This window comes from Leptotrichia shahii, from assembly GCF_008327825.1.
Classification (GTDB): domain Bacteria; phylum Fusobacteriota; class Fusobacteriia; order Fusobacteriales; family Leptotrichiaceae; genus Leptotrichia; species Leptotrichia shahii.
In genome coordinates this window covers 1,379,547-1,402,451 of the sequence record NZ_AP019827.1, presented here as the reverse complement: position 1 = coordinate 1,402,451, position 22,905 = coordinate 1,379,547, and the positions used below count along the sequence as shown (strand labels likewise).

The window sequence follows — 22,905 nt, the reverse complement described above, 5'->3', positions numbered from 1 at the left end:
AAGTTTATTCAGAAAAAATTAAAAGATAAAAATGAAAACAGATAGAAATTGGAAGTGTGATACTAAATTTTATTTAAAAACTAAAATATTTTTAATAATAAGGGGCTTGTCCCCTTGCTGAAAAAATTCATAACAAATACACTATCCAACTGAACGGCAATAGAAGTTATTTATACAAAAAATCAAAAAAAATTTTGAAAAATTAGAAAAATATGGTAAAATAAGACTGTGGAAAAAATTCCTACCACTATAAGAAATGAAAAATAAGAAGAAAAATCCACTCAAAGCCAATAAAAATGAGCATTAGGAGTTACGGAAAATGATAAAAAAACAGCAAAAAATAATAAAAATTAAGCAAAAAAATGTGATTTTAATGTCTGAAAAAATCGCTGTAATACTAATAAATAAAGGATTTTCTCAAAAGACGGGGTTAAAGTAGAGTATCCATTAAAACAAGGATTGAAACGGTGTCCATATTTCTATTCTTCCTTTTAATTTATCTATAGGTTAAAGTAGAGTATCCATTAAAACAAGGATTGAAACTTCATTTCTCTCTCCTATATAAACTGGCACGTTGTTGTTAAAGTAGAGTATCCATTAAAACAAGGATTGAAACCATATTCTATTTTTTCGAAGTAAATTTCTACGTATGTTAAAGTAGAGTATCCATTAAAACAAGGATTGAAACTTTCTTACAGATGGGTCTACGGGATCTGAAATTGGAGTTAAAGTAGAGTATCCATTAAAACAAGGATTGAAACAAGTTATCTTATGTTTACTTTGATTTGATTTTAAAAGGTTAAAGTAGAGTATCCATTAAAATAAGGATTGAAAATAATATTTAAAAACAACTTTTTATAAAGTTGTTTTTTTTTGATTACTGTCAAATATGAAAAAAAAAGCAAAAAAAATAGAGAGTCAATACAAATTTTGTATATTCTCTCTATTTTATTTATCATAAATTGTATAATTTCAAAAAAGTTTACAAACTATCTTGAGTAAACTTTTGTTAATTTAGCAATTCTTTCTGCCAATTCATCTGTCAATACACCATCTTTTAATCTCCATTGCCAGTTTCCGCTAGCAAGTCCAGGAGTATTGATTCTAGCTTCGCTTCCTAATCCTAAAAAATCTTGAATTGGAGCGATTGCCATGTTTGCAACAGAGCTCCATGCACCTCTTATTGCATCCCAATGGATTTCATTATCCGATCTTGAATTTAAATAGTTTCTTGCAAATTGTTTATCGTCTTCATTGGCTTTTGTAAACCATCCAATTAATGTGTCGTTATCATGAGTTCCTGTATAAACTACACAATTTTTGGTATAAGTATGAGGCAAGTAGTCATTTTCTTCTTTGGAATCAAATGCAAATCCTAGAATTTTCATTCCAGGGAATCCAGTTGCTTCTCTCAAATCAATAACACCTTGCGTCATTGTTCCTAAATCTTCAGCAATTATAGGTAATTCTCCAAGTTCATTTTTAATGGCGTTAAATAAGTCCGTTCTAGGCCCTGGACACCAAGTACCATTTTCAGCTGTTTTATCTCCATAAGGAACAGCCCAATATTCATCAAATCCTCTGAAATGGTCAATTCTTATGATGTCACAAGTGGAAAGGTTGGCTCTAACTCTGTCTACCCACCATTTGTAGTTTAACTCTTTTAATTTGTCCCAGTCGTACAAAGGATTTCCCCAAAGTTGTCCTGTGGCACTGAAATAATCAGGCGGAACACCAGCTACTTTAACAGGTTTTAGTTCAGGATCGAATAGGAAAATTTCTGGATTTGCCCATGCGTCTGAGCTGTCTACTGCAACGAAGATTGGTATATCTCCGATTATTTTTATTCCATTGTCATTAGCGTATTTTTTTACATTATTCCATTGAGTAAAGAATAGGAATTGAATAAAATTATGATATTCAATTTCATTAACTAATTCAGCTTTGTATTTATTTATAGCAGCTTCTTTTCTAGTTCTAATGTCATCTTCCCATTCATTCCAAGGAAGTCCGTTAAAGTGATTTTTTAAAGAAATATAAAGGCTGTAATCATCTAGCCAAGAGCTATTTTCAGTTTTAAAAGTTTCCAATTTTTCTTTTAATTCTTTATTTCCGTTAGCTTTAAAGTTTTCATATGCTTTTCTTAACAAAGGATATTTTTGATTATAAATAGCACCATAATCAATATATTCTTCATTTCCTCCAAAATTAACATCTTTCAAATCTTCCTCAGTTAATAAATTTTGCTCGATTAACAAGTCAAAATCAATTAAATATGGGTTTCCAGCAAATGATGAAAAACATTGGTAAGGCGAATCACCATATCCAGTCGGTCCAAGTGGGAAAATTTGCCATAATTTTTGATTTGATTTTTTTAGGAAATCAACAAATTTATATGCTTCCTTTCCTAAACTTCCAATTCCATATTTTCCAGGAAGTGAAGTAGGATGTAACAAAATACCAGAACTTCTCTCAAACATTTCTATTTCCTCCTTAAAATTATTAATAAAATTAAATTTTTCTTTCTCAATACTAAATATACTATATTTTATGCCAAAAGTCAACATATACGTAAATGTTATTTTAATTTTTATTTTTGGCATTATTTCGTTGACAAAGTAAAAAAAATATTGTAACATTAAATTAACATAATAAAAATATGATTTATTTTTTCTGTAAAAAAAAACTATAAATTTTATTAAAAATAAAATTTAAGAATGAATGAGGAGAATATTATGAAAATATTAACAGTAAATGTTCATGCATGGCTGGAAGAAAATCAAATGGAAAAAATTGATATTCTGGCAAGAACCATTGCGGAAAAACAATATGATGTTATTGCGATGCAGGAAGTGAACCAGCTTATGAACAATAAAATTATTTTTGATGACATAAGAGAAGGAAACTATGCCTGGGTACTTCTGGAAACATTGCAAAAATATACAGATACAGATTACTACCTTCATTGGAGCAATTCACATATAGGTTTTGGGAAATATAATGAAGGCGTGGCAGTCATTACAAGACATAAAATAAAAGCCGAGGATGAATTTTACTGTACTTTTGCACAGTCTGTGAGAACAATTTCCGCAAGAAGAATTGTCAGCATCACAATAAACTATGAAGGTCAGGATATCGAATTTTACAGTTGCCATATGAATCTGCCAAATTGTGAAACTGAAGATATGGGGAAAAATATTCAGACAATTTTAAATAGAACTCAAAATAATAATTTGAAAATATTAATGGGTGATTTTAATACAGATGCAATTGGAAATAAAAAAGATTATGAAAATATATTAGCTCAAGGACTTTTTGATACATACACCATGGCTGAAAAGAAAGACAACGGAATAACTGTAGATAAAAATATTCATGGCTGGGACAATGATAAAGCCCAAAACGGCTAGATTATATATTTAGTAACAAGAAATTAAAAGTGAAGGAAAGCAAAGTCATATTTAATAACAAAAATAAGGAAATAGTGTCAGATCATTTTGGAATAGAAGTTAAAATTGAATTTTAAATTTAAATTAAAAAATTAATAATTTTAAAAGAAAATAATAACTGTAAAATAAAGAAAAGTCTTAAATAATCGCTATTTTTAACTTGGCGATTATTTTTTTGAAAAAATTTTTTAAAAAAGATATACGTAAATGTCTTGACAATTTAAAAAAGTGTGGTATATTTAAAATAAGGAAAAAATAAATCAAATATATAAAATTTTTAGGAGGTATTCAACTATGATGAAAAAAATTCAACGATTTGGTGGGGCGATGATGGCACCGGTTTTATTATTTGCGTTCACTGGGATAGTCGTAGGATTGTCTTCAGTATTTACTAATACGCAAGTTATGGGAAAAATTGCTGAAGAGGGAACAATATGGTATAATTTTTGGTTCGTGATACAAGAAGGTGGTTGGACAGTATTTAGACAAATGCCAATAATGTTTGCGATTGGATTGCCAATTAGTCTTGCAACAAAAACAAATGCCAGAGCATGTATGGAAACATTTGCATTATATACAACATTTAATTATTTTGTAAGTGCAATATTAAAAGTATTTTATGGAATAGATGCAGCTGAACAAATAACTAACAAAGTAACAGGATATGCTGCAATAGGTGGAGTTCCAACATTAGATACAAACTTATTTGGTGGTATTTTAATAGCAGCGTTAGTAGTATATCTACATAATAAATACTTTGATAAAAAATTGCCTGATTTCTTGGGAGTATTCCAAGGTTCAGTATTTGTATATATAGTAGGATTTGTAGTTATGATTCCTTGTGCTTTCTTAACAGTATTAATTTGGCCTAAGATTCAAATGGGAATTGGTGCATTGCAAGGATTTATGAAAGCTTCAGGAATATTTGGAGTATGGATTTATACATTCTTAGAAAGAATATTAATTCCTACAGGATTACACCACTTTGTTTACACACCATTTATATTTGGGCCAGCAGCAGTTCCTGATGGAATTCAAGTTTACTGGGTTCAACATATAAAAGAATTTGCTCAAAGTGCACAATCATTGAAATCTTTATTCCCGCAAGGTGGATTTGCATTACACGGAAATTCAAAAATATTCGGTGCACCGGGAATAGCACTTGCTATGTATGCTACTGCAAAACCTAATAAAAAGAAAGCTGTAGCAGCATTATTAATACCTATAGTATTTACAGCAATAATTTCAGGTATAACTGAACCATTGGAATTTACATTCTTATTTATAGCTCCAGTGTTATTTGCAGTTCATGCTTTCTTGGCTGCAACAATGGCTGCAACAATGTATGCTTTCGGAGTTGTTGGAAATATGGGTGGAGGATTACTAGACTTCTTATTCCTGAACTGGATACCAATGTTTAAAAATCACTCTGGAACAGTAATTATTCAAATAGTAATTGGATTAATATTTACAGCAATATACTTCTTTGTATTTAGATTCTTAATTCAAAAAATGAATCTGAAAACACCAGGTAGAGAAGATGAAGATGAAGAAATGAAACTCTATACAAAAGCTGACTATAAAGCTAAACATGGTGAAGATGGAGCGCAAGGTGCAGCAGCCATAGCTGGTGGAGATGAATATGCTCAAAAAGGTGCAATCATTCTTGAAGCATTAGGTGGAAGAGAAAATATCGAAGAACTTAATAACTGTGCAACTAGACTTAGAGTAAGTGTAAAAGATCCAAGCAAATTATTGCCAGATGCAGCATTTAAAGCAGCAGGAGCTCATGGTGTAGTTAGAAAAGGATCAGCTATTCAAGTAATCATCGGATTGTCAGTACCTCAAGTAAGAGAAAGAATTGAAGACATGATGAAAAAAGGATAAAAATAAAATTTGATAAATAATTGAAATTAAATTTTATAAAAAAAATTAAGAAAGAATTTTCAAAAGTCAAAAATTTTAAAGTTTTAGAATACGAGACTTGAGAAAGTTCTTTCTTTTTATACAAAATATTAAACTCTATTAAAAAATTGAAAACATATTTTATTTATTTTCTGGTAAGACAACAGGATTCCTTGCTAAACAGGATTTATAATAAATTCATCAGAAAATAGTATAAGTTTATTATCCAGCAAGAAGCATTTATTATGTTATCTTTTAGCAATAGCAGTGAAAGTAAATTTTTCAGGATGATGAATTATTGTTTCATATTGAAATAATGTGCCATTTGATAAATAGGCATGAGTTTTGATAACAACAACCATATTTATATCTTCTAATTTAAGGTATTTCTGTTCTTCGGGAGTAATTTTTCTAAAATTGATGTCTCTTCGGGAATAACCAATCTTTAGCTTTAATTCCTTTTCCAAATATTCATATATTGACTTTTTAGCAATCTCTTCATTCAAAAAAGGTACAATTCTTCTATCAAAAAAACTAATAGAATAATTTAGGACTTCCCCATTCAAGGAATTTGTACGAACAATTTTATAAAAATCAGCACTTTCAGAAACTTGAAATTCTTTCATTAATTTTTTATTCCCTTGAACAATATATAAACTGATTAAGTCAGTTTCAAGATTAATATTTTGAAGTCTACTAATTTCCTGTACAGTTTGAATTGAAGTCAGAGAAATATTTTCCAAATTTTTTTTCTCCAGTACAATTGATTTTTTTCCTTTCACTTTTTGAATATAACCTTCCGTTTCCAGCATAGCAAGAGCTTTTCTTACAGTAAGTTTGGAAAAATTATAGTCTTTTGCAAGATCAGCTTCCTTTTTTAAAAAATCTCCTGATTTTATGATACCATTTTTAATTTTGTCTTTTATGTCATAATAGACTTTTTCATATTTATTCATTTATATAAACCTTTCTTACAATTCTTAAATTCGATTTTAATTATTATTACTATGATTATACAATAAATAATAATAAATAGCAATAAAAAAAGGTTTATATAAATCTTTTTAAATCTTTAAAAAGAATTATATAAAAGTATTGACTTTTTAAAAAAAGTGTGTTATTATAACAATGTAAATAGGAAATAAAAATTAATAAAATATAGAAATGGAGATGATTATTTATGAAGAAATTTTCAATTGCAGTAGCTGGTGGAGGGAGTACATTTACTCCGGGAATTGTGTTGATGTTACTTGAAAATTTAGATAAATTTCCAATTAGACAAATAAAATTTTATGATAACGATGCAGAAAGACAGGAAGTTATAGCAAAGGCTTGTGACATTATTATAAAGGAAAAAGCACCTGATATTAACTTTGTTTATACAACAGATCCTGAAACAGCATTTACAGATGTTGACTTTGTTATGGCACATATAAGAGTTGGAAAATATGCAATGCGTGAAAAAGATGAAAAAATACCTTTAAGACACGGAGTATTGGGGCAAGAAACTTGTGGACCTGGAGGAATTGCTTATGGAATGCGTTCAATCGGTGGAGTTATTGAATTAGTTGATTATATGGAAAAATATTCACCAAATGCGTGGATGTTAAACTATTCAAATCCTGCAGCAATTGTAGCAGAAGCAACTAGAAGATTACGTCCAAACTCTAAAATATTAAATATTTGTGATATGCCAATCGGAATTGAAATAAGAATGGCTGAAATGCTTGGGCTTGAATCAAGAAAAGATATGGTAATCAGATACTTTGGATTAAATCACTTTGGATGGTGGACAGACATTAGAGATAAAGAAGGAAATGATTTAATGCCTGCTTTAAGAGAAAAAGTGGCAAAAATTGGATATAATGTAGAAATTGAAGGGGAAAACACAGAAGCAAGCTGGAATGATACATTCACAAAAGCGAGAGACGTATTTGCAATTGACCCTACAACAATGCCAAATACTTACTTAAAATATTACTTTTTCCCTGATTACGTGGTAGAACATTCAGATCCTAATCACACAAGAGCAAATGAAGTAATGGAAGGAAGAGAAAAATTTGTATTTGGAGAATGTAGAGCAATCGCTGAAAAAGGAACAGCAAAAGATAGCAAACTTCACGTAGACGATCATGCTTCATACATAGTTGACTTGGCAAGAGCAATCGCTTATGATACAAAAGAAAGAATGTTATTAATCGTAGAAAATGACGGAGCAATCTCAAACTTTGATTCAACTGCAATGGTTGAAGTACCTTGTATAGTAGGTTCAAATGGTCCTGAAAAAATTGTTCAAGGTAAAATTCCTCAATTCCAAAAAGGATTAATGGAACAACAAGTATCAGTTGAAAAATTAACAGTAGAAGCATGGATTGAAGGTTCATACCAAAAACTTTGGCAGGCAATCACATTGTCAAGAACTGTACCAAGTGCATCTGTTGCAAAAGCTATTTTAGATGACTTGATTGAAGCTAATAAAGACTTCTGGCCAGTATTAAAATAGATTACATTTGAATAATTTTAAAATGAAAATAAATTTTTAGTGCTTGAAATGTTAATCAGTTTATGATATAATTATTTAGAAAAATAACCATTCGGCGTGGTATGGTAAAATAAATTGCAAAAATAAAGGCACTACTATTGAAGTAGTGTCTTTTTTTGTGATATAATATCATATTGTCAAGAATGCAAACTTGGCAATGAATCCACGCTGAATGGAGGTGATAAAAATGAATTGGGATTTTACTATTTTGATAGCTATAGTCATTTTGTTTTTGATTATTAGTAAAAAATAGTTAAAATTCATCATCGGCATCACCTTAATGCCTGTCAATCTGCATATTTAGATTGGCAGGTTTAAAAAAATGACTTTATTGAATATGAAGGAGAAAATATGGATACAAAAAAACTAGATAAAAAATGGTGGAAAAAAGAAGTTGGATATCAAATATATCCAAGAAGTTTTTATGATAGCAACAATGATGGAATTGGAGATTTGAATGGAATTACTGAAAAATTGGATTATCTAAAAGAACTAGGGATAACTCTTATTTGGATTTGTCCTGTGTATAAGTCACCAATGGATGACAATGGATATGATATTTCTGATTATTATGATATAAATCCTGAATTTGGAACAAAGGAAGATTTGGAAAGATTAATTTCAGAGGCAGAAAAAAGAGGAATAAAGATAATTCTAGATTTAGTAATTAATCATACTTCTGATGAGCATGAGTGGTTTATAGAAGCATTGAAAAATCCTGAAAGCAAATACAGAAATTATTACATTTTTAAGAGAGGGAAAAATGGACTGCCACCGACAAACTGGAGAAGTCACTTTGGAGGTTCTGCTTGGGAAAAGGTTGAAGGGGAAACTGATGAAAACGGAAATGAAATGTATTATCTGCATTTATTTACAAAAAAACAGCCTGACTTGAACTGGGAAAATCCAGAAGTTAGGCAAGAACTTTATAAAATGGTAAATTACTGGCTGAAAAGAGGAATTGCAGGTTTCAGAGTAGATGCTATAAATTCAATAAAAAAAGACAAAGATTATCTAGACTTGCCTGTTGATGGAGCCGATGGCTTTGCATTTAGCATAAAATATACGTTAAATCAGCCAGGAATTGAGGAATTTTTAGGAGAACTGACAGAAAAAACATTTAAGAAGTACAACTGCATGACTGTAGCTGAAACACCTTTACTTGAATACGAAAGATACAATGATTTTATTGGTGAAGATGGATTTTTTTCAATGATTTTTGATTTCAGCTATTCTGATTTGGATATGGCGAAAGAAGGTTTTTACTATTCAGTGCAGGATGTGAAAATTAATGAATTGAGAAAAAAAATTTTTGAAAGTCAGCTGACACAGCAGAAATATGGATGGGGAGCACCATTTTTGGAAAATCATGATTTACCTAGAAGTTTGAATAAATTTTTAGGGAAGAAAGCAAATGAAATAAATGCAAAATTACTTGCGACATTGTTTTTCTTTTTACGTGGGACACCGTTTATTTATCAGGGACAGGAAATAGGAATGGACAATTTTGAGAGAACTGATATAGCACAGTTTGATGATATTGCCAGCAAAGATCAGTATCAACGTGCATTGGGAGAAGGATTTTCTCCTAAAGAAGCACTATATTTTGTAAACAAAAGAAGCCGTGACAATTCAAGAACACCTTTCCAATGGAATAGCAGTAAAAATGCTGGATTTTCAAAAAATGAAAATGTAAAAGCGTGGATAGAATTAACTGGAAGTCAAGATAAAGTAAATGCAGAATCTCAAATAAATAATGAAAATTCAATTTTTGCCCATTATAAAAAAATGATTGAGTTACGGCAAAATGGAAAATATTCAGATTGTTTGACTTTTGGAGAATTTATTCCAGTAGAATTGGAAAATGATGAAATAATCGCATATATAAGAAAATATGAAAATCAGAAAGTTCTTTGTATCAATAATTTTTCTGAGTTGAAACAAGAAGTTAAGTTGAGTGAAATTGCAAAAGTTCTTGAAGAAAAAGAAATTAAAATTGGAAAGATTTTGATTAATAATTTTGATGGGATTGAGAATGATGGGGAGAAAGTTGTTCTTGAAGGATTTCAAAGTTTGTTAGTTGAGATTTTATAAAAAATATGAACTGCACCTAAAAAATTATTTGTAATTTAGAAGGTGTAGTTTTTTGCATCTTAAAAGGAAGTTGTTACTATTATAATTTTGGTTATTAAAATAAGTTTTTTTTAAGTAAAATATAATTTAAATCAAATGTGGGGGGTATAATATAGTAGATTTAGTTTTTATACTAGTTAGTTACAAATAATTATTAAATTAAAATTTTAAGGAGAAATAAAAAATGAAAAAATTTTTACTATTAATGACTTTTTTTACTTCTATGGTAGCTTATGCAAGAGCTGGGGAAGTGGGAACTAAAACATTTGAAAATGTTACAGGTTATTGTGAAAATGGGAAAGTAACTTCTATTAAAGAAGATCCAAATACCGAAAATTATCTTGCTTATGTAAGAGTAACATATCCATTATGTAAAATAAATGGATTACGATATAGAAATATAAAATTTTCATATCGTACAAGAGATGATGGAAAATTTGTTGCAAAACAAGTAAAAAACATAAATTTAGATGGATATGATATTGAAATTAACTATGATACAAGAACTATATATGTAAGACATTAATAATATTTTATTAAATTTAAGATATCTTACTGTTTAATTAAAATATAATTTTTATTCTGTAAATAAAGTTTATATTAATACTATTTAATTTTAATGAAATAAAAAACTGCCTTATATTCTTAAAAATAGGAATATCAGACAGTTTTTTTGTTTTTAATACTCAATTTAACCCAATAATTTAAAATTCAATTCAGAAATTCTAAATATAAATTTTATCCCTTTTATCTATTTGAACAATCAAAATAACTAGTTCACTTTCTTCAATTTTTACAATAATTCTATAATTTTCAACTCGATATCTCCAAAATCCTTTTAGATTATATCTCAAAGGTTTTCCAAATTTTTTTGGATTATCTGTATCGAAAAGATTTTGATCGATATATTTTAAAATTTTTGATTTCATAGAATTATCTAGTTTATTTAGCTGTTTCTGTGCTTTTTCAGAGTACATTAGACTATATTTCATTTTCCAACCCTAATTTTTTTATTAAATCTTCGTGGCTAATCCAGTTTCCTCTGTTGTCTTTTTCTTCTTTATAAGCCTCAACAGCCAATTTATAGTCCTCTTCATCTTCGATTTTTTCAAGAATTAAATCTAACATTACTTGGTTTAAATTGATATTGTTTTCCTTAACATAGTTATTTATTTTATTTTCTATGTCAGGATTAGCATTTATAGAAACGGTTATCATTGATTTCACACCCTTTCTTGTTATTTTAGTTAATAAAATTTTAACATAAAAGATAATAAAAAGCAACGAAAAGGTTTTATTAAACTATTTTATTTTAATACCTTCCAGTTCCAACAAAAATTGCTTAATATGAAGTCCGCCACCGTATCCAACTAACTTCCCATCCGCACCAATCACACGATGACATGGAATAAAAATAGCAATTTTATTTCGATTATTTGCCATTCCAACTGCACGAACAGCTTTTGGATTGTCAATTGCGATTGCAATATCTTTGTAAGAACGAGTTTCGCCATAAGGAATTTTTTCAAGAGCGTTCCAAACAGAAATTTGAAATGGTGTTCCTTCTTTCAAAAGTGGCAAATCAAAATTTTTTCGCTTTTTTTCAAAATATTCAAAAAGCTGTTTTTTCGCTTGTTTAATCAGTTCAGTTTCACAAATTTGAAAATTATTTTCTTTTTTTAAATTTTCAAAATCAGATTCCCAAGTTAAATCTGTGATGTGAGAGTCATTTTCTGTCGTAGCAATCCCAATTTTTCCAATTGGAGTATTTGTTTCATAAAATAGATATTTTTCTCATTGTTTTACCTCTTAATTTTTTCATGATTAATTTAAAAATTAAATTCAAATCATAAAAGATTTTTCATAAATTATTCTCTCGCAAATTTTACTTCAAATTCTTTTCCAAAAAACGCAATTCCAATCTTTAAAATATTGTCAATTCCAGCATTTTTCAAAATTGAAGTATACTCTTTTTCTTCAATTTGATGTAGTGCGACTTCACATTCGTTTAACAATTTTTCGTGAATTTTTTCTGAATTTAATTTTAAATTATCTGTATTTATTGCTTTTAATTCAATGATAATTCCTTCTTTTCTTTCAAAAATATTTTTAGGTTTCAAAAGTAAATCGTATCGACCTTTTCCAGCGAAACTATTTGATAAAATTTCGTATTCATTTTTTAATTTTAAAATTAATCCGAGTATTAATCCATGATAAAATTGTTCTTTATAGATTCCAGACACATCAAAAATACTTGTATTTTCTAACAAAATTTTATTTAGTTCAATTTTAAAATTTTCGATATTTCCATTTTTTAATGCATTAGTTAATTTTGAAAAATTATTAGAATTTCCAAAATATACTTCAATAAACATATTTGAGAACATTTTTAAAATTTCTTCATTTGGAATTTTTAAATATGTTTCTTCGTTATTTTCATTATATTCTCTAGCTAGTGTTAAATAGCCACTATGAAAAAATAGATTCCAAATGTTTTTCTCAAAATTCGCTTCTAAATTTCCAAAAGTCATACTATCGTTAATTATTTCAAAAATTTCTTCTTTATTCAAAAGTTTTGAAAAATCATCGAAAATTTCTTTTTTCATTTTTTGTAAATATAGCTTTATAAACCCATTTTCACTTGTATTTACCCAATAAGGCTTTAATTTTCCGTTTTTTAAAAAATTAATAATCGACCAAGGATTATAAACTTTTTTTTCGCCGAATAAATACCCATTGTACCATTTTTGAACATCATTTAATTCATATTTTAAGTCAAAATCTTCAAGAGATTTTTCAACTTCATTTTCCATAATTCCAAAGTATTCTGTAAATTCATCATCTAAAATTGTGTGAACTTCTAAATTATTCAAACCTGAAAAGATGTTTTCCTTTGCGACTCGCAAAATACCTGTCAAAATCCCCATTTCCAAGTAATTATTATCTTTCAAAACTTTTCCATAAAATGCTTTAAAAAACGCGATACATTTCTCATAATTCCTTTTTATATAGGAATCAATTATTGGCTGGTCATACTCATCTATTAAAACAACTACTTTTTTTCCAGAAAGTTCGTATAAATATCTGGTCAAATTAAATAAAGAATTAATCCAGTCAGCATTATTTTTTTTCAGCCAAATAGCGTCAAAATCTGCTAAATCACTTTGATTCAAATTATCTCTTATCAAATAAAATTCGTTATATAGTAATTTTATCTCATTTTTAATCGTGTTAAATCCGCTTTCCCAGCTTTCTGCATCATAATTTTTGAAAGAAATAGAGATTACAAAGAAATTTCCCTGCTTTTCAAAATATTCACTTTTAGAAATTTCTAAATTTTCAAATAATTTTCTATTTTCGCCTTTATTTTTAATATCAAAAAAATATTTTAACATCGACATATTCAGTGTTTTGCCAAATCTTCTCGGACGAGTAAATAATTTAACTTTTGAGCCATCTTCTAAAATATTTTCTATAAATTTTGTTTTATCGAAATAGTAGTAGTTATTTTCGATAATCTCTTTAAAATCAGATATTCCGATAGGTAATCTCTTTTTTCTGCGATTTTTCATCTTTAGTACTCCTTCCTTTTTAATTTTTATTTATTAATAATTTATTGTTTTAAGTAAGTGAATATATTATAATATGAATTGTAAAAAAAGTAAATTGTTTGATTGTTATAAAATAGTTTTAAATTTATAAAATAGACTGTATAGTAAAATGCAATAAATTTATAAGAAAAATTTTGTATTTATTATTGTAATTTGAAAAGTAAAAGGGAGTAGAAAAATGAATTTATTTGATAAAGTATATGAAAATAAGAAACCACTTGCCTTTAGATACCGACCAAAAAGTTTGGACGATTTTTATGGACAGGAAAAGCTGGTTGGAGAAAATGGGATTTTGAGGAAGATTATTGAGCGTGGAAATTTTATGAATGCGATTTTTTGGGGAGCACCGGGAACAGGGAAAACGACTCTTGCGGAAATTGTTGCTGAAAAAATGAATTATCATTATGAATATTTGAATGCGATAAAGGCATCTGTGACTGATATAAAGGAGATTTCTGATAAGGCACACAACAGATTTCATACGAACGGACAGCAGACACTTCTGTTCCTGGATGAGATTCATAGATTTAATAAGTTGCAGCAGGATTCACTTTTACAGGATTTGGAAAATGGAAATATTATTTTGATTGGTGCGACGACTGAAAATCCTTATTATAATTTGAATAATGCGTTGTTGTCACGATGTATGGCATTTGAATTTAAAAAATTGAGTGAAAAAGATTTGCTTAAAATTTTGAAAAATATTAATGAGAAAGAGAAAATTGGAATTTCAAATGAGATTTTAGAATATATTTCGGAAATTATTGAAGGAGATGCAAGACAGGCTATAAATATTTTGGAATTGATTGCGAATGTTGGGGTGGATTTTACGCTTGATGAAGTGAAGGGAGTGCTGAATACGAAAAAATCTTATCACAAGACGGAAGACAAATATAACACAGTTTCTGCGATGATAAAAAGTATTCGTGGGAGTGACCCTGATGCGGCGATTTATTGGATGGCAAAAATGCTTTCTGGTGGTGAAGATATTTTGTATATTGCTAGAAGACTTGTAATTTTGGCTTCTGAAGATATTGGACTTGCAAATCCACAGGCTTTATCAGTTGCTGTGGCAGGGCTTAATGCAGTAAAGGAAATTGGAATGCCAGAAGCAAGAATAATTCTCTCGGAAGTTGCAATTTATTTGGCAATTTCTCCAAAGAGCAATTCGGCTTACAATGCGATAAATTCAGCACTTAGTCACATTGAGAATGAAAAAATTCAAGATACGCCAATTCATCTTACAAAAGTTGGGAAAAAAGATTATAAATATCCTCATAACTATGAAAATCACTATGTGGAGCAGGTTTATATGAATGAAAAAATTAAGTTTTATGAGTTTGGGGAGAATAAGTTTGAGATGGCGGCGAAGGAATATTTTAAGAAAATAAAAAAGAATGAAAAATAAATTGTCTATTGAATTTTGGAAAATAGTTGGTATAAAAAATACTCAAACAATGATATAGCTTATTGCAAGAGTATTTTTTTTAATCTCTAATAACAAGCTGAAGGGTCATAACTTTGTATAAAATTTCTTGCAGTATCACGTCCACAGTCGTATTTTACTGCTGAATCATGACCAGATAACTTGTAATCTATCAATTCTTTATTTAAATTGTAACTATAAATGTCTGAACCAGGATGATGAAGAATTAAACCGTATTCCATTTCAACTCCGTTATTAACACCAGTTGCTGCCCAAGTGCTGCCAATTAATGATCTTAAGGCAGAATTAGTTATATTTTTGAAACCTTTTAAATTAATATATCCTCTTTTACCTTTATTATTTCCTTCCAAAACACGGACTAAAACTTTATTCCCATCTCTTACACCTTTAATTTCTACAAGTGTATCATTCATATCAGAAGCCGTAAATCTTCTTTCATACGGATCAACTTCTTTAGTTTCAGTTTTAGCTTCATTGGTTTTGGTTTCACTTGATTTATTATTTTCTTTAGTTTGAGTTTGTACTGAAGCCATCATTTGATTTTCTAACTGTCTTTTTTCCTGTTCCTTTTGGACTTTTTCCATCTCGCTTATCTTATTTTTCATACTTATAAATTGGTAAATACCACCACCTATGATGATAAAGCCTATAACTAGAACAAGAGCAATTATTATTCCAATTAGAATTTTTACTAAATTTTTATTTTCAATATTATTATTTTCCATTTATATTTCTCCTAAAATTCAAATTTAATGTACCTAAACATTTATTTTTTTTCCAAATATTTCCAATTAATATATCCAAATTTATGTTGTCCTAAAACTTCAACATATACTCCTTCGACATCAAAAGGACTTATATCAATTGGATCTATGACCACAATTGTTCCATTTTTTATTTTATCACGAATAGTTGAATTATCATACGCTTTTCTAGTAAGATTGGCATAACCATTTGGAGATTTTACTATGAATTTTTCTTTTTTACAATTTTCTTCACTAATACTTTTACTTGCACATACAGGAATATCATCTTCTTCATAATCTTCGCCTATTATTATTCTTTTATAATCATTTCTTTTTTCAACGTCAACTATATTTCCATAAATTTCAATATCCTGAACTTCTTGATTAAATGAAATTCCCACAGGATTTCCGTTAATGTCTGCATCTTTAGAAATTTTACAAAATTGATGATTTTTCTCAAGACACGAATCATAATCTATTTTTATGTCCTGATCATTATTATACACACCATCCAACATTTCGTCGTACATCGCATTGATAAATAAACCGTGTTCAATATGAAATTCTGTTATTTTTGGATCAAGAATACAATTATTTAAAATCCTATTTTCATCAAAGTGAATTGCCTGTACTTTATTAGCATTTTTACCAAGTTTTATCATAATTGTTCCATCTTTTTTGTTTTGTCCAAAATAACTTCCATTTAAATCATTTACACTAATTTCATAGATTGTTTTAGGATTACATTTCTCATAAGCCAATCCAACAATATTTATAACGAACAAACTTAAAATTAACAACAATTTTCTCACAATTCTTCTCCAATCTTTTAAAAATTTATTTTTACCAAGTAATATCATTTAATTTTTCCGCAATTTCTAAAGTTGATGAATTTTCTATATTTTCAATATTTAAAAGGGATTTTAATTCATAGTATTTATTTTTTCTTAATCCTCTTGAAGTTAATTTTTTAAATTTTGTTGGACAAAAATCATTATCATCAAATAAAAAGAAGATATGTCCTTTTGAAATATCGCCATAGCCATAAATTTCTGGGAATGCCCTTATTGTATTGATAATTCTATTTTCCTCCTCGCTAGTAATTTCCCCATTGCCTGAAATTTTTTTAGTAATTAATGTTCCTTCTTTTGTAAGTTCAGCCAAAAAAACTTTGTTTACTTTTCCAATATATTTCACTTCTTTTGCAGTATATATTCCAGTAAATTGATGGTTTGAATATCCTCTGAACTCAGGTTGAAAGTATAAACGATATTTTTTGTTTAATTCAAAACTTTTATTGCATGGAACGATTCTGAATACGTTTTTTATTAGACCCATTGAACTGCAATAATAATAAAAATCTTTGGATAAACGGCATAGTTCTTCATTAAAAGGATATTCGTCCGCAATTTCCTGAAGGGAAGAAATTAATTCGGAAAAAGTTATTGAAACAAAATTAAAATTATAAATTCCTATTTTTTGATTTATAGATTTTATGGTAGCTTCATCAAAGGTAGAATGACTTATGTGAATTAATATGTTTGTTTCAGATGGATTTTCGTTTTTGCAGTAATTAATAAGTTTTTTTGTATTATCTAATCCTGTAACTTTGGTTTCAATAATGATTTTTGTTGCTTTTGTCTGAATATGACCGTCAATAATTCCTCCTTCCTTTTGTGATTTTTGCTGTGTAAAAACAGGGATAACTTGATAATTGATATTTTCTGGAAGAATACTGTTTATAAACAATTCATAGATTTTGGGGTTTATTCTATACAAGTTTGATAGAAGTAATAGAATATTATTTGTAATAGTATTTTCTTCTTTAGAGTAAATTTGAAATGGATTAATAAATCCCATAAAAAACCTCCTTATTTACTTTAAAGTTATATTTTTATATTAATTATAACATTTTTTATCATAAATAAATTAAATTAAAATTAATTTTATAGACTATTATAAAGTAATTATAAATTTATAATTTTTAAAAAGTTAATATTTTTGGCAACCTTGATAAATACAATACTTTATGATAAAATAAATTAACAAAATGTATTGGAGGAATGATACCAAATGAAAAAAAGAGCTTTGATTAGTGTTTTTGATAAGACGGGAATTTTAGAATTTGCACAGTTTTTAGATCAAAAAGGTGTGGAAATCATCTCAACAGGAGGAACTTATAAATATTTAAAGGAAAATGGTCTTTCTGTAATAGATGTTTCAGAAGTTACTAATTTTAAAGAAATGCTCGATGGGAGAGTAAAAACTTTGCATCCAAATATTCATGGTGGAATTTTGGCGATTAGAGATAATAAGGAACATATGGACACAATTGCAAGAGAAGGAATTGAAACAATTGATTATGTTGTTGTTAATCTTTATCCGTTCTTTAGAGAAGTTCAAACTGACAAAACTTTTGATGAAAAAATCGAATTTATTGATATAGGTGGACCTACAATGCTTCGTTCAGCTGCAAAATCATTTAAAGATGTAACAGTTATTTGTGAAACTGAAGATTATTCAGTAGTTATGGAAGAAATGGAAAAAGATGGAAAAGTTTCTTATGAAACTAAGAAAAGATTGGCTGGGAAAGTATTTAACTTGACATCGGCTTATGATGCGGCAATTTCTGCATTCTTGTTAGAAGAAGATTATCCAAAATATTTGAATGTTTCTTATGAGAAAAAATTTGACTTGAGATATGGGGAAAATCCTCATCAATCTTCAGCTTATTATGTTTCAACTACTGAAAATGGAAGCATGAAAGATATTGAGCAATTGAACGGAAAAGAATTATCATTTAACAATATTAGAGATATGGATATTGCTTGGAAAGTGGTTGGAGAATTTGACGGTCCAGCAGCTTGTGCAATAAAACACTCAACTCCTTGTGGTGTGGCTGTTGCAGATGATATTTTCACAGCATATAAAAAAGCTCACGATTGCGACCCAGTATCAATTTTTGGTGGAATTGTTGCACTAAACAGAGAAGTTAATAAAGAAACTGCTGAAGAATTGAAAAAAATCTTCTTGGAAATCGTAATTGCACCTTCATTTACAGATGAAGCGTTGGAAATCTTGAAAACAAAGAAAAACTTGAGAGTTATCGAATGTAAAACTCCAAAACCTCAAGACAAATTCGACTATGTAAAAGTTGACGGCGGAATTTTGGTTCAAGGAACAAACAGCAAAATGATTGATGAAATGAATGTTGTTACTGAAAAGAAGCCTACTGAAAAAGAAAAAGCTGATATGGAATTAGGAATGAAAGTTGTAAAATATGTAAAATCAAATGCGATTGTAGTTGTTAAAGATGGAATGGCAGTCGGTGTAGGAACTGGTCAAACTAACAGAATTTGGTCAACAGAACACGCATTGCAACATGCTCAAGAAAAAGTTGGAAAAGACTTGACAGGAGCAGTATTAGCATCAGACGCCTTCTTCCCATTCAGAGATTGCGTAGATACAGCTGCAAAAATAGGAATTAAAGCGATTGTACAACCTGGTGGATCAATGAGAGATAAAGAATCAATTGAGGCTTGTAATGAACATGGGATTACAATGGTATTTACTGGGATTAGACACTTTAAACATTAATTTTAAGAGAGAATTGTGAAAAACAGGGCAGGATTAATAGTAGTCCTGCTTATGTTTTTAATATTTTCCATTTGAATCTTTGAATTTTTAATAAAAGTTAGTAAATAAATAAGATATTTAAAGAAAGATGCAAAATAGTTCCAATTTTAAAGTGAGATTTACTGCAGTTGTTGTTTAGCTAACAATATTTCCTTTAAAAATTTATGAAATTAAAGTCTTGACAAATATATAAGATTATGATATTATAATTGTGTTGTTTAAAAGAGTTATAAATGATTTGGGACCGTAGCTCAACTGGTCAGAGCAACCGACTCTTAATCGGTAGGTTGTGGGTTCGATCCCCACTGGTCCCACCATAAAGGACTTATAATAAATGTATTTACCTAGGTTGTGTAAACCCTGAAAGGTAATTATTATAATACAAATATATGATTAAAATTGAGGCTGTTTTTTCAGTCTTTTTTTATTTATTAAATGATTTTCAATGAAGGAGAATGGATTTATGAAAAAATTTTTTAGAATGTTAGGATTAATTATTTTAATTGGAAATATTGGATTTGCAGAATATACGATTAAAGATGGCAAAGTTTATTGGGATGATGAACTTGTCGTGAAATATGTAAATGGGGTAGTCGGTCAGTACAATAAATTTTTACCTGATGTGGAAAGTTTTAAAATATTAAAAGATGGGTATGCAAGAGATAAAGGAACTATTTATTATGATGGAGAAACAGTGAAAAAACAAAATGGGGATAATGAAGTAGATATAAAAACATTTGAAATTTTGGAAAAGAATGTGGCAAGAGATAAAAATACGGTTTATATTAATGGAATTGATTATCCCAATGTGGATGTAAATACAGTAAAAATTGTAAAATCTAAATATGATTTTATTAATTATGTGAAGGATAAAAACGGTATATATTGGATTGGAAGTCCTGATGTAGAAGTAAATCGGCACTATGATAAGGAAACTTTTGAAGATTTAGGAGATTTTTTTGCAAGAGATAAGAATTATATTTATTATTTTGAAAAGCCTTTAAAGTTTATTGATAAAGCAAGTTTTAAAAAATTGTCAGATAGCTACATATCTGATAAAAATGGGATTTATTATCTTGATAAGATAATTAAAGGAGCTGATAAAAATAGTTTTGAAATAATGGAATGGGATTATGCGAAAGATAGAAATAATGTTTATTATGAGGATAAAAAAGTGTCAGGGGCAGATATTAGCACATTTGAGGTAAAAGTGGATATTGTGAAAGATAAAAATAGCATTTATTCTAATGGGAAAAAGTTAGAGGGAGCAGATATCCAAACTTTTAGAAAGTTAAATGAATATTATGATATTGATAAAAATAATATATATTATAATTTAAATTCAAATTCGGATATAAAAAGAATAAAAAATACTGATGGAAATTTTAAAATAATTGAAGAAAAACTTGTAAAAAATAAAGATGGCATGTATTATTTAGGTGAAAAAATAGAAGAAATTGATCCAAATAGTTTTAAAATTATAAGAAAAAATAATTTAAAAAAAGATAATTCGTATTATGCAAAAGATAGTAAAAATGTGTATTATATTCAATTAGATCCATCATATATTTTAGATACAGATAATACTTTAAAAAATGTTGTTAAAGTTTTGAAAGGTGCAAATCCTAATACATTTGAAGTAATAAATGATTATTACAGTAAAGATGATAAAAATATATTTTATATAAGTTGGATTGTTGAAAAAGATCCTTTGATAAAAGGGGCTGATATAAAAACATTTGAAGTGTTGAATAATGATTTTTCAAAAGATAAGGATAATGTATATTTTGGAACTGATAGAGAAGAAGATTTAGATTCTAAAAGTTTTAAAATTTTGAATTTAAATAGTCAAAATAGGAATGGTTATTATGTAGAAGATAAAAATGGAATTTATTTTCTAAAAATAAATGATTTTGGTAATTATTTCAATAAAATTACTGATAAGGGTAAATTTTTGAATGATTTCTATATCAAGGATAATGATTATGTATATTGTAATGAAGATGTATTGAATGATGCGGATCCAAATACATTTAAAGTGGTGGACGAGCATAGTTCACGAGCTGGGGATAAAAATCATAAATATGAGTATTGTAAGACTATGAAACAATGAAAAATAAAATTGAATTATATTGAAAAAAAATAAAAATAAGGTATAATTCTAATGAGAAATAAAAAATAAAAGAAAGTGAGATGATAGTTATGAAAAAAGTCAAAATACTGCTATTATTTGCTCTAGTTATTATTTTTGGTGTAAATTTGTTGGCGAATGACTGGGAATTTGGATCGGAAGGTGGGCATATTGTGCCTATGAATGTTTCAAATATTTCAATAAAGAGTGAAAGACTTCATTTTAAATTGGAAAAATTTAAGTCAGAGTATGGGACGCTAGATAATGAAATGGTAGTAACTGTTAGATTTGTGTTTGATAGTCCTGAAGCTGGGGAGAAATATATTGGATTTATCACGCCTGAAGGTGGAAATGAAGAATGGGATGAAGTTAATCATTTTAAAAATTTTAGAACTGTTGTAAATGGGAAAAGTGTAAATACAGTTTCTTATAGATTGACTGATTTTGTTCCAAAGGACGTAAAGAAACTTGAAGAAGTGAAAAAATATTTTAAGGAATATGACGAAGAAAAGGCAAAAGAGGAAGCCGACTATTATAAAAGAAGCTATGTTTATTATTTTAAAGCAAACTTTAAAAAGGGAGAAAATGTAATTGAGCATAGCTATCGTTACGATGGAAGTGGCGGTGTTGGAATTGTTGATTTTAACTATGTCTGGTCGACTATTTCAAAATGGAAAAATCAGAAAGTGGATGATTTTGAAGTGATTGTTGAGCCAGGAGATGCTCTTATTGCGATGCCTGTGATAAAAACAAAAGATGGGAAAGAGATAAAATGGCAATTGGCTGGAGAAGGAAATGTTGATTATGCTTACAAAGAAAATTATGAAACAAATGAGCCATATAAAATTCTTTATGCCAGATTGAAAAAAGGTTATTTATATTTTAAAACAAATAATTTTAAACCTGAAGAAGAATTTGAATTGAGAGAAATAAAAGGTTTGAGAGTTAATTATGTATTTCCTGATAAAACGGAAAAAGGTTTTAAATTTAAAGATGATTTAACAGATAATGCCTATTCGATAAAATATTTAGATAAAGATGAAATAAAAAATATTTCAGATGAAGAATTGCAAATAATGAGAAATTATCCTTATGCTTTGGCAGGTTATGATTTTTCAGACAAAAAATTAAAAGACTATTTTTCAAAATTTTTGTGGTATGTGCCGACTGGAAAAGATGTGAAATTGGGAGAATATGATTATGAGTCTGTTAAAGATGTGGATAAAGTTATAAATGATAGGAAGAATGGGAAATAGATAATTTGAAGATAGAAAAAGGTTACGGAATTTTATTGTAGCCTTTTTT

Annotated in this window: 18 protein-coding genes, 1 tRNA gene, 1 pseudogene and 1 CRISPR repeat array; of the genes and pseudogenes, 10 read left to right on the top strand and 10 right to left on the bottom strand. The window is 28.3% G+C overall.

Annotation, left to right across the window (positions count from 1 at the left end):
- Positions 1-429: 429 nt before the first annotated feature.
- Positions 430-835: a CRISPR direct-repeat array (repeat unit 37 nt; unit sequence GTTAAAGTAGAGTATCCATTAAAACAAGGATTGAAAC).
- A gap of 154 nt (positions 836-989) precedes the next feature.
- Positions 990-2,567 carry a 4-alpha-glucanotransferase gene (malQ, locus tag F1564_RS06495; RefSeq protein WP_269473417.1) on the bottom strand — a complete coding sequence of 526 codons (1,578 nt, stop codon included), beginning with the start codon at positions 2,565-2,567 and terminating at the stop codon, positions 990-992.
- A 168-nt stretch (positions 2,568-2,735) separates the two neighbouring features.
- Between malQ and F1564_RS06490 the strand changes: the two genes are divergently transcribed.
- Positions 2,736-3,410 carry an endonuclease/exonuclease/phosphatase family protein gene (locus F1564_RS06490; protein WP_232053357.1) on the top strand — a complete coding sequence of 225 codons (675 nt, stop codon included), beginning with the start codon at positions 2,736-2,738 and terminating at the stop codon, positions 3,408-3,410.
- A 333-nt stretch (positions 3,411-3,743) separates the two neighbouring features.
- Positions 3,744-5,336 carry an alpha-glucoside-specific PTS transporter subunit IIBC gene (locus tag F1564_RS06485; RefSeq protein ID WP_018449713.1) on the top strand — a complete coding sequence of 531 codons (1,593 nt, stop codon included), beginning with the start codon at positions 3,744-3,746 and terminating at the stop codon, positions 5,334-5,336.
- A 266-nt stretch (positions 5,337-5,602) separates the two neighbouring features.
- On the opposite strand, the gene F1564_RS06480 is transcribed toward F1564_RS06485, so the two are convergent.
- Entirely contained in the window at positions 5,603-6,310 is a 708-nt protein-coding gene (locus tag F1564_RS06480; protein ID WP_018449714.1) for a GntR family transcriptional regulator, read from the bottom strand.
- A 224-nt stretch (positions 6,311-6,534) separates the two neighbouring features.
- Here F1564_RS06480 and F1564_RS06475 point away from each other — a divergent pair, with 224 nt between their 5' ends.
- From F1564_RS06475 to F1564_RS06465, 3 genes are all read left to right on the top strand, one after another.
- Entirely contained in the window at positions 6,535-7,857 is a 1,323-nt protein-coding gene (locus F1564_RS06475; RefSeq protein WP_018449715.1) for a 6-phospho-alpha-glucosidase, read from the top strand.
- Positions 7,858-8,247: 390 nt separating this feature from the next.
- Entirely contained in the window at positions 8,248-9,990 is a 1,743-nt protein-coding gene (locus tag F1564_RS06470) for a glycoside hydrolase family 13 protein (protein WP_018449716.1), read from the top strand.
- Positions 9,991-10,213: 223 nt separating this feature from the next.
- Positions 10,214-10,555: a hypothetical protein gene (locus F1564_RS06465; protein WP_018449717.1), complete on the top strand. Its 342-nt coding sequence runs from the start codon at positions 10,214-10,216 to the stop codon at positions 10,553-10,555.
- Positions 10,556-10,754: 199 nt separating this feature from the next.
- Here the strand turns inward: F1564_RS06465 and F1564_RS06460 are convergent, their stop codons facing one another.
- The 5 genes and pseudogenes from F1564_RS06460 to F1564_RS06445 form a co-directional block, all read right to left on the bottom strand.
- A complete protein-coding gene (locus F1564_RS06460; RefSeq protein ID WP_018449718.1) occupies positions 10,755-11,021 on the bottom strand; it encodes a type II toxin-antitoxin system RelE family toxin in 267 nt (88 codons plus the stop codon).
- Positions 11,011-11,247, bottom strand: a complete 237-nt coding sequence (locus F1564_RS06455) for a DUF6290 family protein (RefSeq protein ID WP_018449719.1) — start codon at positions 11,245-11,247, stop codon at positions 11,011-11,013. The genes F1564_RS06460 and F1564_RS06455 overlap by 11 nt, the downstream gene beginning before the upstream one ends.
- Before the next feature lie 84 nt (positions 11,248-11,331).
- The gene (locus F1564_RS10585; protein ID WP_456298529.1) at positions 11,332-11,610 is read right to left on the bottom strand and encodes a methylated-DNA--[protein]-cysteine S-methyltransferase; all 279 of its coding nucleotides are present in this window, start codon (positions 11,608-11,610) and stop codon (positions 11,332-11,334) included.
- A 3-nt stretch (positions 11,611-11,613) separates the two neighbouring features.
- Positions 11,614-11,790 (bottom strand): annotated as a pseudogene (locus tag F1564_RS10580) (methylated-DNA--[protein]-cysteine S-methyltransferase); the annotation flags it as partial.
- Between the two features lie 107 nt (positions 11,791-11,897).
- A complete protein-coding gene (locus tag F1564_RS06445) occupies positions 11,898-13,601 on the bottom strand; it encodes an AAA family ATPase (protein WP_018449721.1) in 1,704 nt (567 codons plus the stop codon).
- Positions 13,602-13,818: 217 nt separating this feature from the next.
- Between F1564_RS06445 and F1564_RS06440 the strand changes: the two genes are divergently transcribed.
- Positions 13,819-15,048, top strand: coding sequence for a replication-associated recombination protein A (locus F1564_RS06440; RefSeq protein ID WP_018449722.1), 1,230 nt, complete (start codon positions 13,819-13,821; stop codon positions 15,046-15,048).
- 86 nt (positions 15,049-15,134) lie between these two features.
- On the opposite strand, the gene F1564_RS06435 is transcribed toward F1564_RS06440, so the two are convergent.
- From F1564_RS06435 to F1564_RS06425, 3 genes are read right to left on the bottom strand one after another with little or no spacing between them, the layout of a single operon-like run.
- Positions 15,135-15,812, bottom strand: a complete 678-nt coding sequence (locus tag F1564_RS06435) for a hypothetical protein (protein ID WP_018449723.1) — start codon at positions 15,810-15,812, stop codon at positions 15,135-15,137.
- 41 nt (positions 15,813-15,853) lie between these two features.
- Positions 15,854-16,693, bottom strand: a complete 840-nt coding sequence (locus F1564_RS06430; protein WP_018449724.1) for a hypothetical protein — start codon at positions 16,691-16,693, stop codon at positions 15,854-15,856.
- Positions 16,677-17,693, bottom strand: coding sequence for a hypothetical protein (locus F1564_RS06425; protein ID WP_018449725.1), 1,017 nt, complete (start codon positions 17,691-17,693; stop codon positions 16,677-16,679). The genes F1564_RS06430 and F1564_RS06425 overlap by 17 nt, the downstream gene beginning before the upstream one ends.
- A 213-nt stretch (positions 17,694-17,906) precedes the next feature.
- Between F1564_RS06425 and purH the strand changes: the two genes are divergently transcribed.
- The 4 genes from purH to F1564_RS06405 all read left to right on the top strand — a co-directional run bounded on the left by purH (position 17,907) and on the right by F1564_RS06405 (position 22,856).
- The gene (purH, locus tag F1564_RS06420; protein ID WP_018449726.1) at positions 17,907-19,430 is read left to right on the top strand and encodes a bifunctional phosphoribosylaminoimidazolecarboxamide formyltransferase/IMP cyclohydrolase; all 1,524 of its coding nucleotides are present in this window, start codon (positions 17,907-17,909) and stop codon (positions 19,428-19,430) included.
- A 279-nt stretch (positions 19,431-19,709) separates the two neighbouring features.
- Positions 19,710-19,786: transfer RNA gene (locus F1564_RS06415), tRNA-Lys, on the top strand.
- Positions 19,787-19,932: 146 nt separating this feature from the next.
- Entirely contained in the window at positions 19,933-21,582 is a 1,650-nt protein-coding gene (locus tag F1564_RS06410) for a DKNYY domain-containing protein (RefSeq protein ID WP_018449727.1), read from the top strand.
- Between the two features lie 89 nt (positions 21,583-21,671).
- Positions 21,672-22,856, top strand: a complete 1,185-nt coding sequence (locus F1564_RS06405) for a YARHG domain-containing protein (RefSeq protein WP_026231175.1) — start codon at positions 21,672-21,674, stop codon at positions 22,854-22,856.
- Positions 22,857-22,905 lie beyond the last annotated feature (49 nt).

Bases quoted from the DNA above. Each gene is read 5' to 3' on its own strand.
- malQ (WP_269473417.1), bottom strand. From the start codon at position 2,567: ATGTTGACTTTTGGCATAAAATATAGTATATTTAGTATTGAGAAAGAA.
- F1564_RS06490 (WP_232053357.1), top strand. From the start codon at position 2,736: ATGAAAATATTAACAGTAAATGTTCATGCATGGCTGGAAGAAAATCAA.
- F1564_RS06485 (WP_018449713.1), top strand. From the start codon at position 3,744: ATGATGAAAAAAATTCAACGATTTGGTGGGGCGATGATGGCACCGGTT.
- F1564_RS06480 (WP_018449714.1), bottom strand. From the start codon at position 6,310: ATGAATAAATATGAAAAAGTCTATTATGACATAAAAGACAAAATTAAA.
- F1564_RS06475 (WP_018449715.1), top strand. From the start codon at position 6,535: ATGAAGAAATTTTCAATTGCAGTAGCTGGTGGAGGGAGTACATTTACT.
- F1564_RS06470 (WP_018449716.1), top strand. From the start codon at position 8,248: ATGGATACAAAAAAACTAGATAAAAAATGGTGGAAAAAAGAAGTTGGA.
- F1564_RS06465 (WP_018449717.1), top strand. From the start codon at position 10,214: ATGAAAAAATTTTTACTATTAATGACTTTTTTTACTTCTATGGTAGCT.
- F1564_RS06460 (WP_018449718.1), bottom strand. From the start codon at position 11,021: ATGAAATATAGTCTAATGTACTCTGAAAAAGCACAGAAACAGCTAAAT.
- F1564_RS06455 (WP_018449719.1), bottom strand. From the start codon at position 11,247: ATGATAACCGTTTCTATAAATGCTAATCCTGACATAGAAAATAAAATA.
- F1564_RS06445 (WP_018449721.1), bottom strand. From the start codon at position 13,601: ATGAAAAATCGCAGAAAAAAGAGATTACCTATCGGAATATCTGATTTT.
- F1564_RS06440 (WP_018449722.1), top strand. From the start codon at position 13,819: ATGAATTTATTTGATAAAGTATATGAAAATAAGAAACCACTTGCCTTT.
- F1564_RS06435 (WP_018449723.1), bottom strand. From the start codon at position 15,812: ATGGAAAATAATAATATTGAAAATAAAAATTTAGTAAAAATTCTAATT.
- F1564_RS06430 (WP_018449724.1), bottom strand. From the start codon at position 16,693: ATGATATTACTTGGTAAAAATAAATTTTTAAAAGATTGGAGAAGAATT.
- F1564_RS06425 (WP_018449725.1), bottom strand. From the start codon at position 17,693: ATGGGATTTATTAATCCATTTCAAATTTACTCTAAAGAAGAAAATACT.
- purH (WP_018449726.1), top strand. From the start codon at position 17,907: ATGAAAAAAAGAGCTTTGATTAGTGTTTTTGATAAGACGGGAATTTTA.
- F1564_RS06410 (WP_018449727.1), top strand. From the start codon at position 19,933: ATGAAAAAATTTTTTAGAATGTTAGGATTAATTATTTTAATTGGAAAT.
- F1564_RS06405 (WP_026231175.1), top strand. From the start codon at position 21,672: ATGAAAAAAGTCAAAATACTGCTATTATTTGCTCTAGTTATTATTTTT.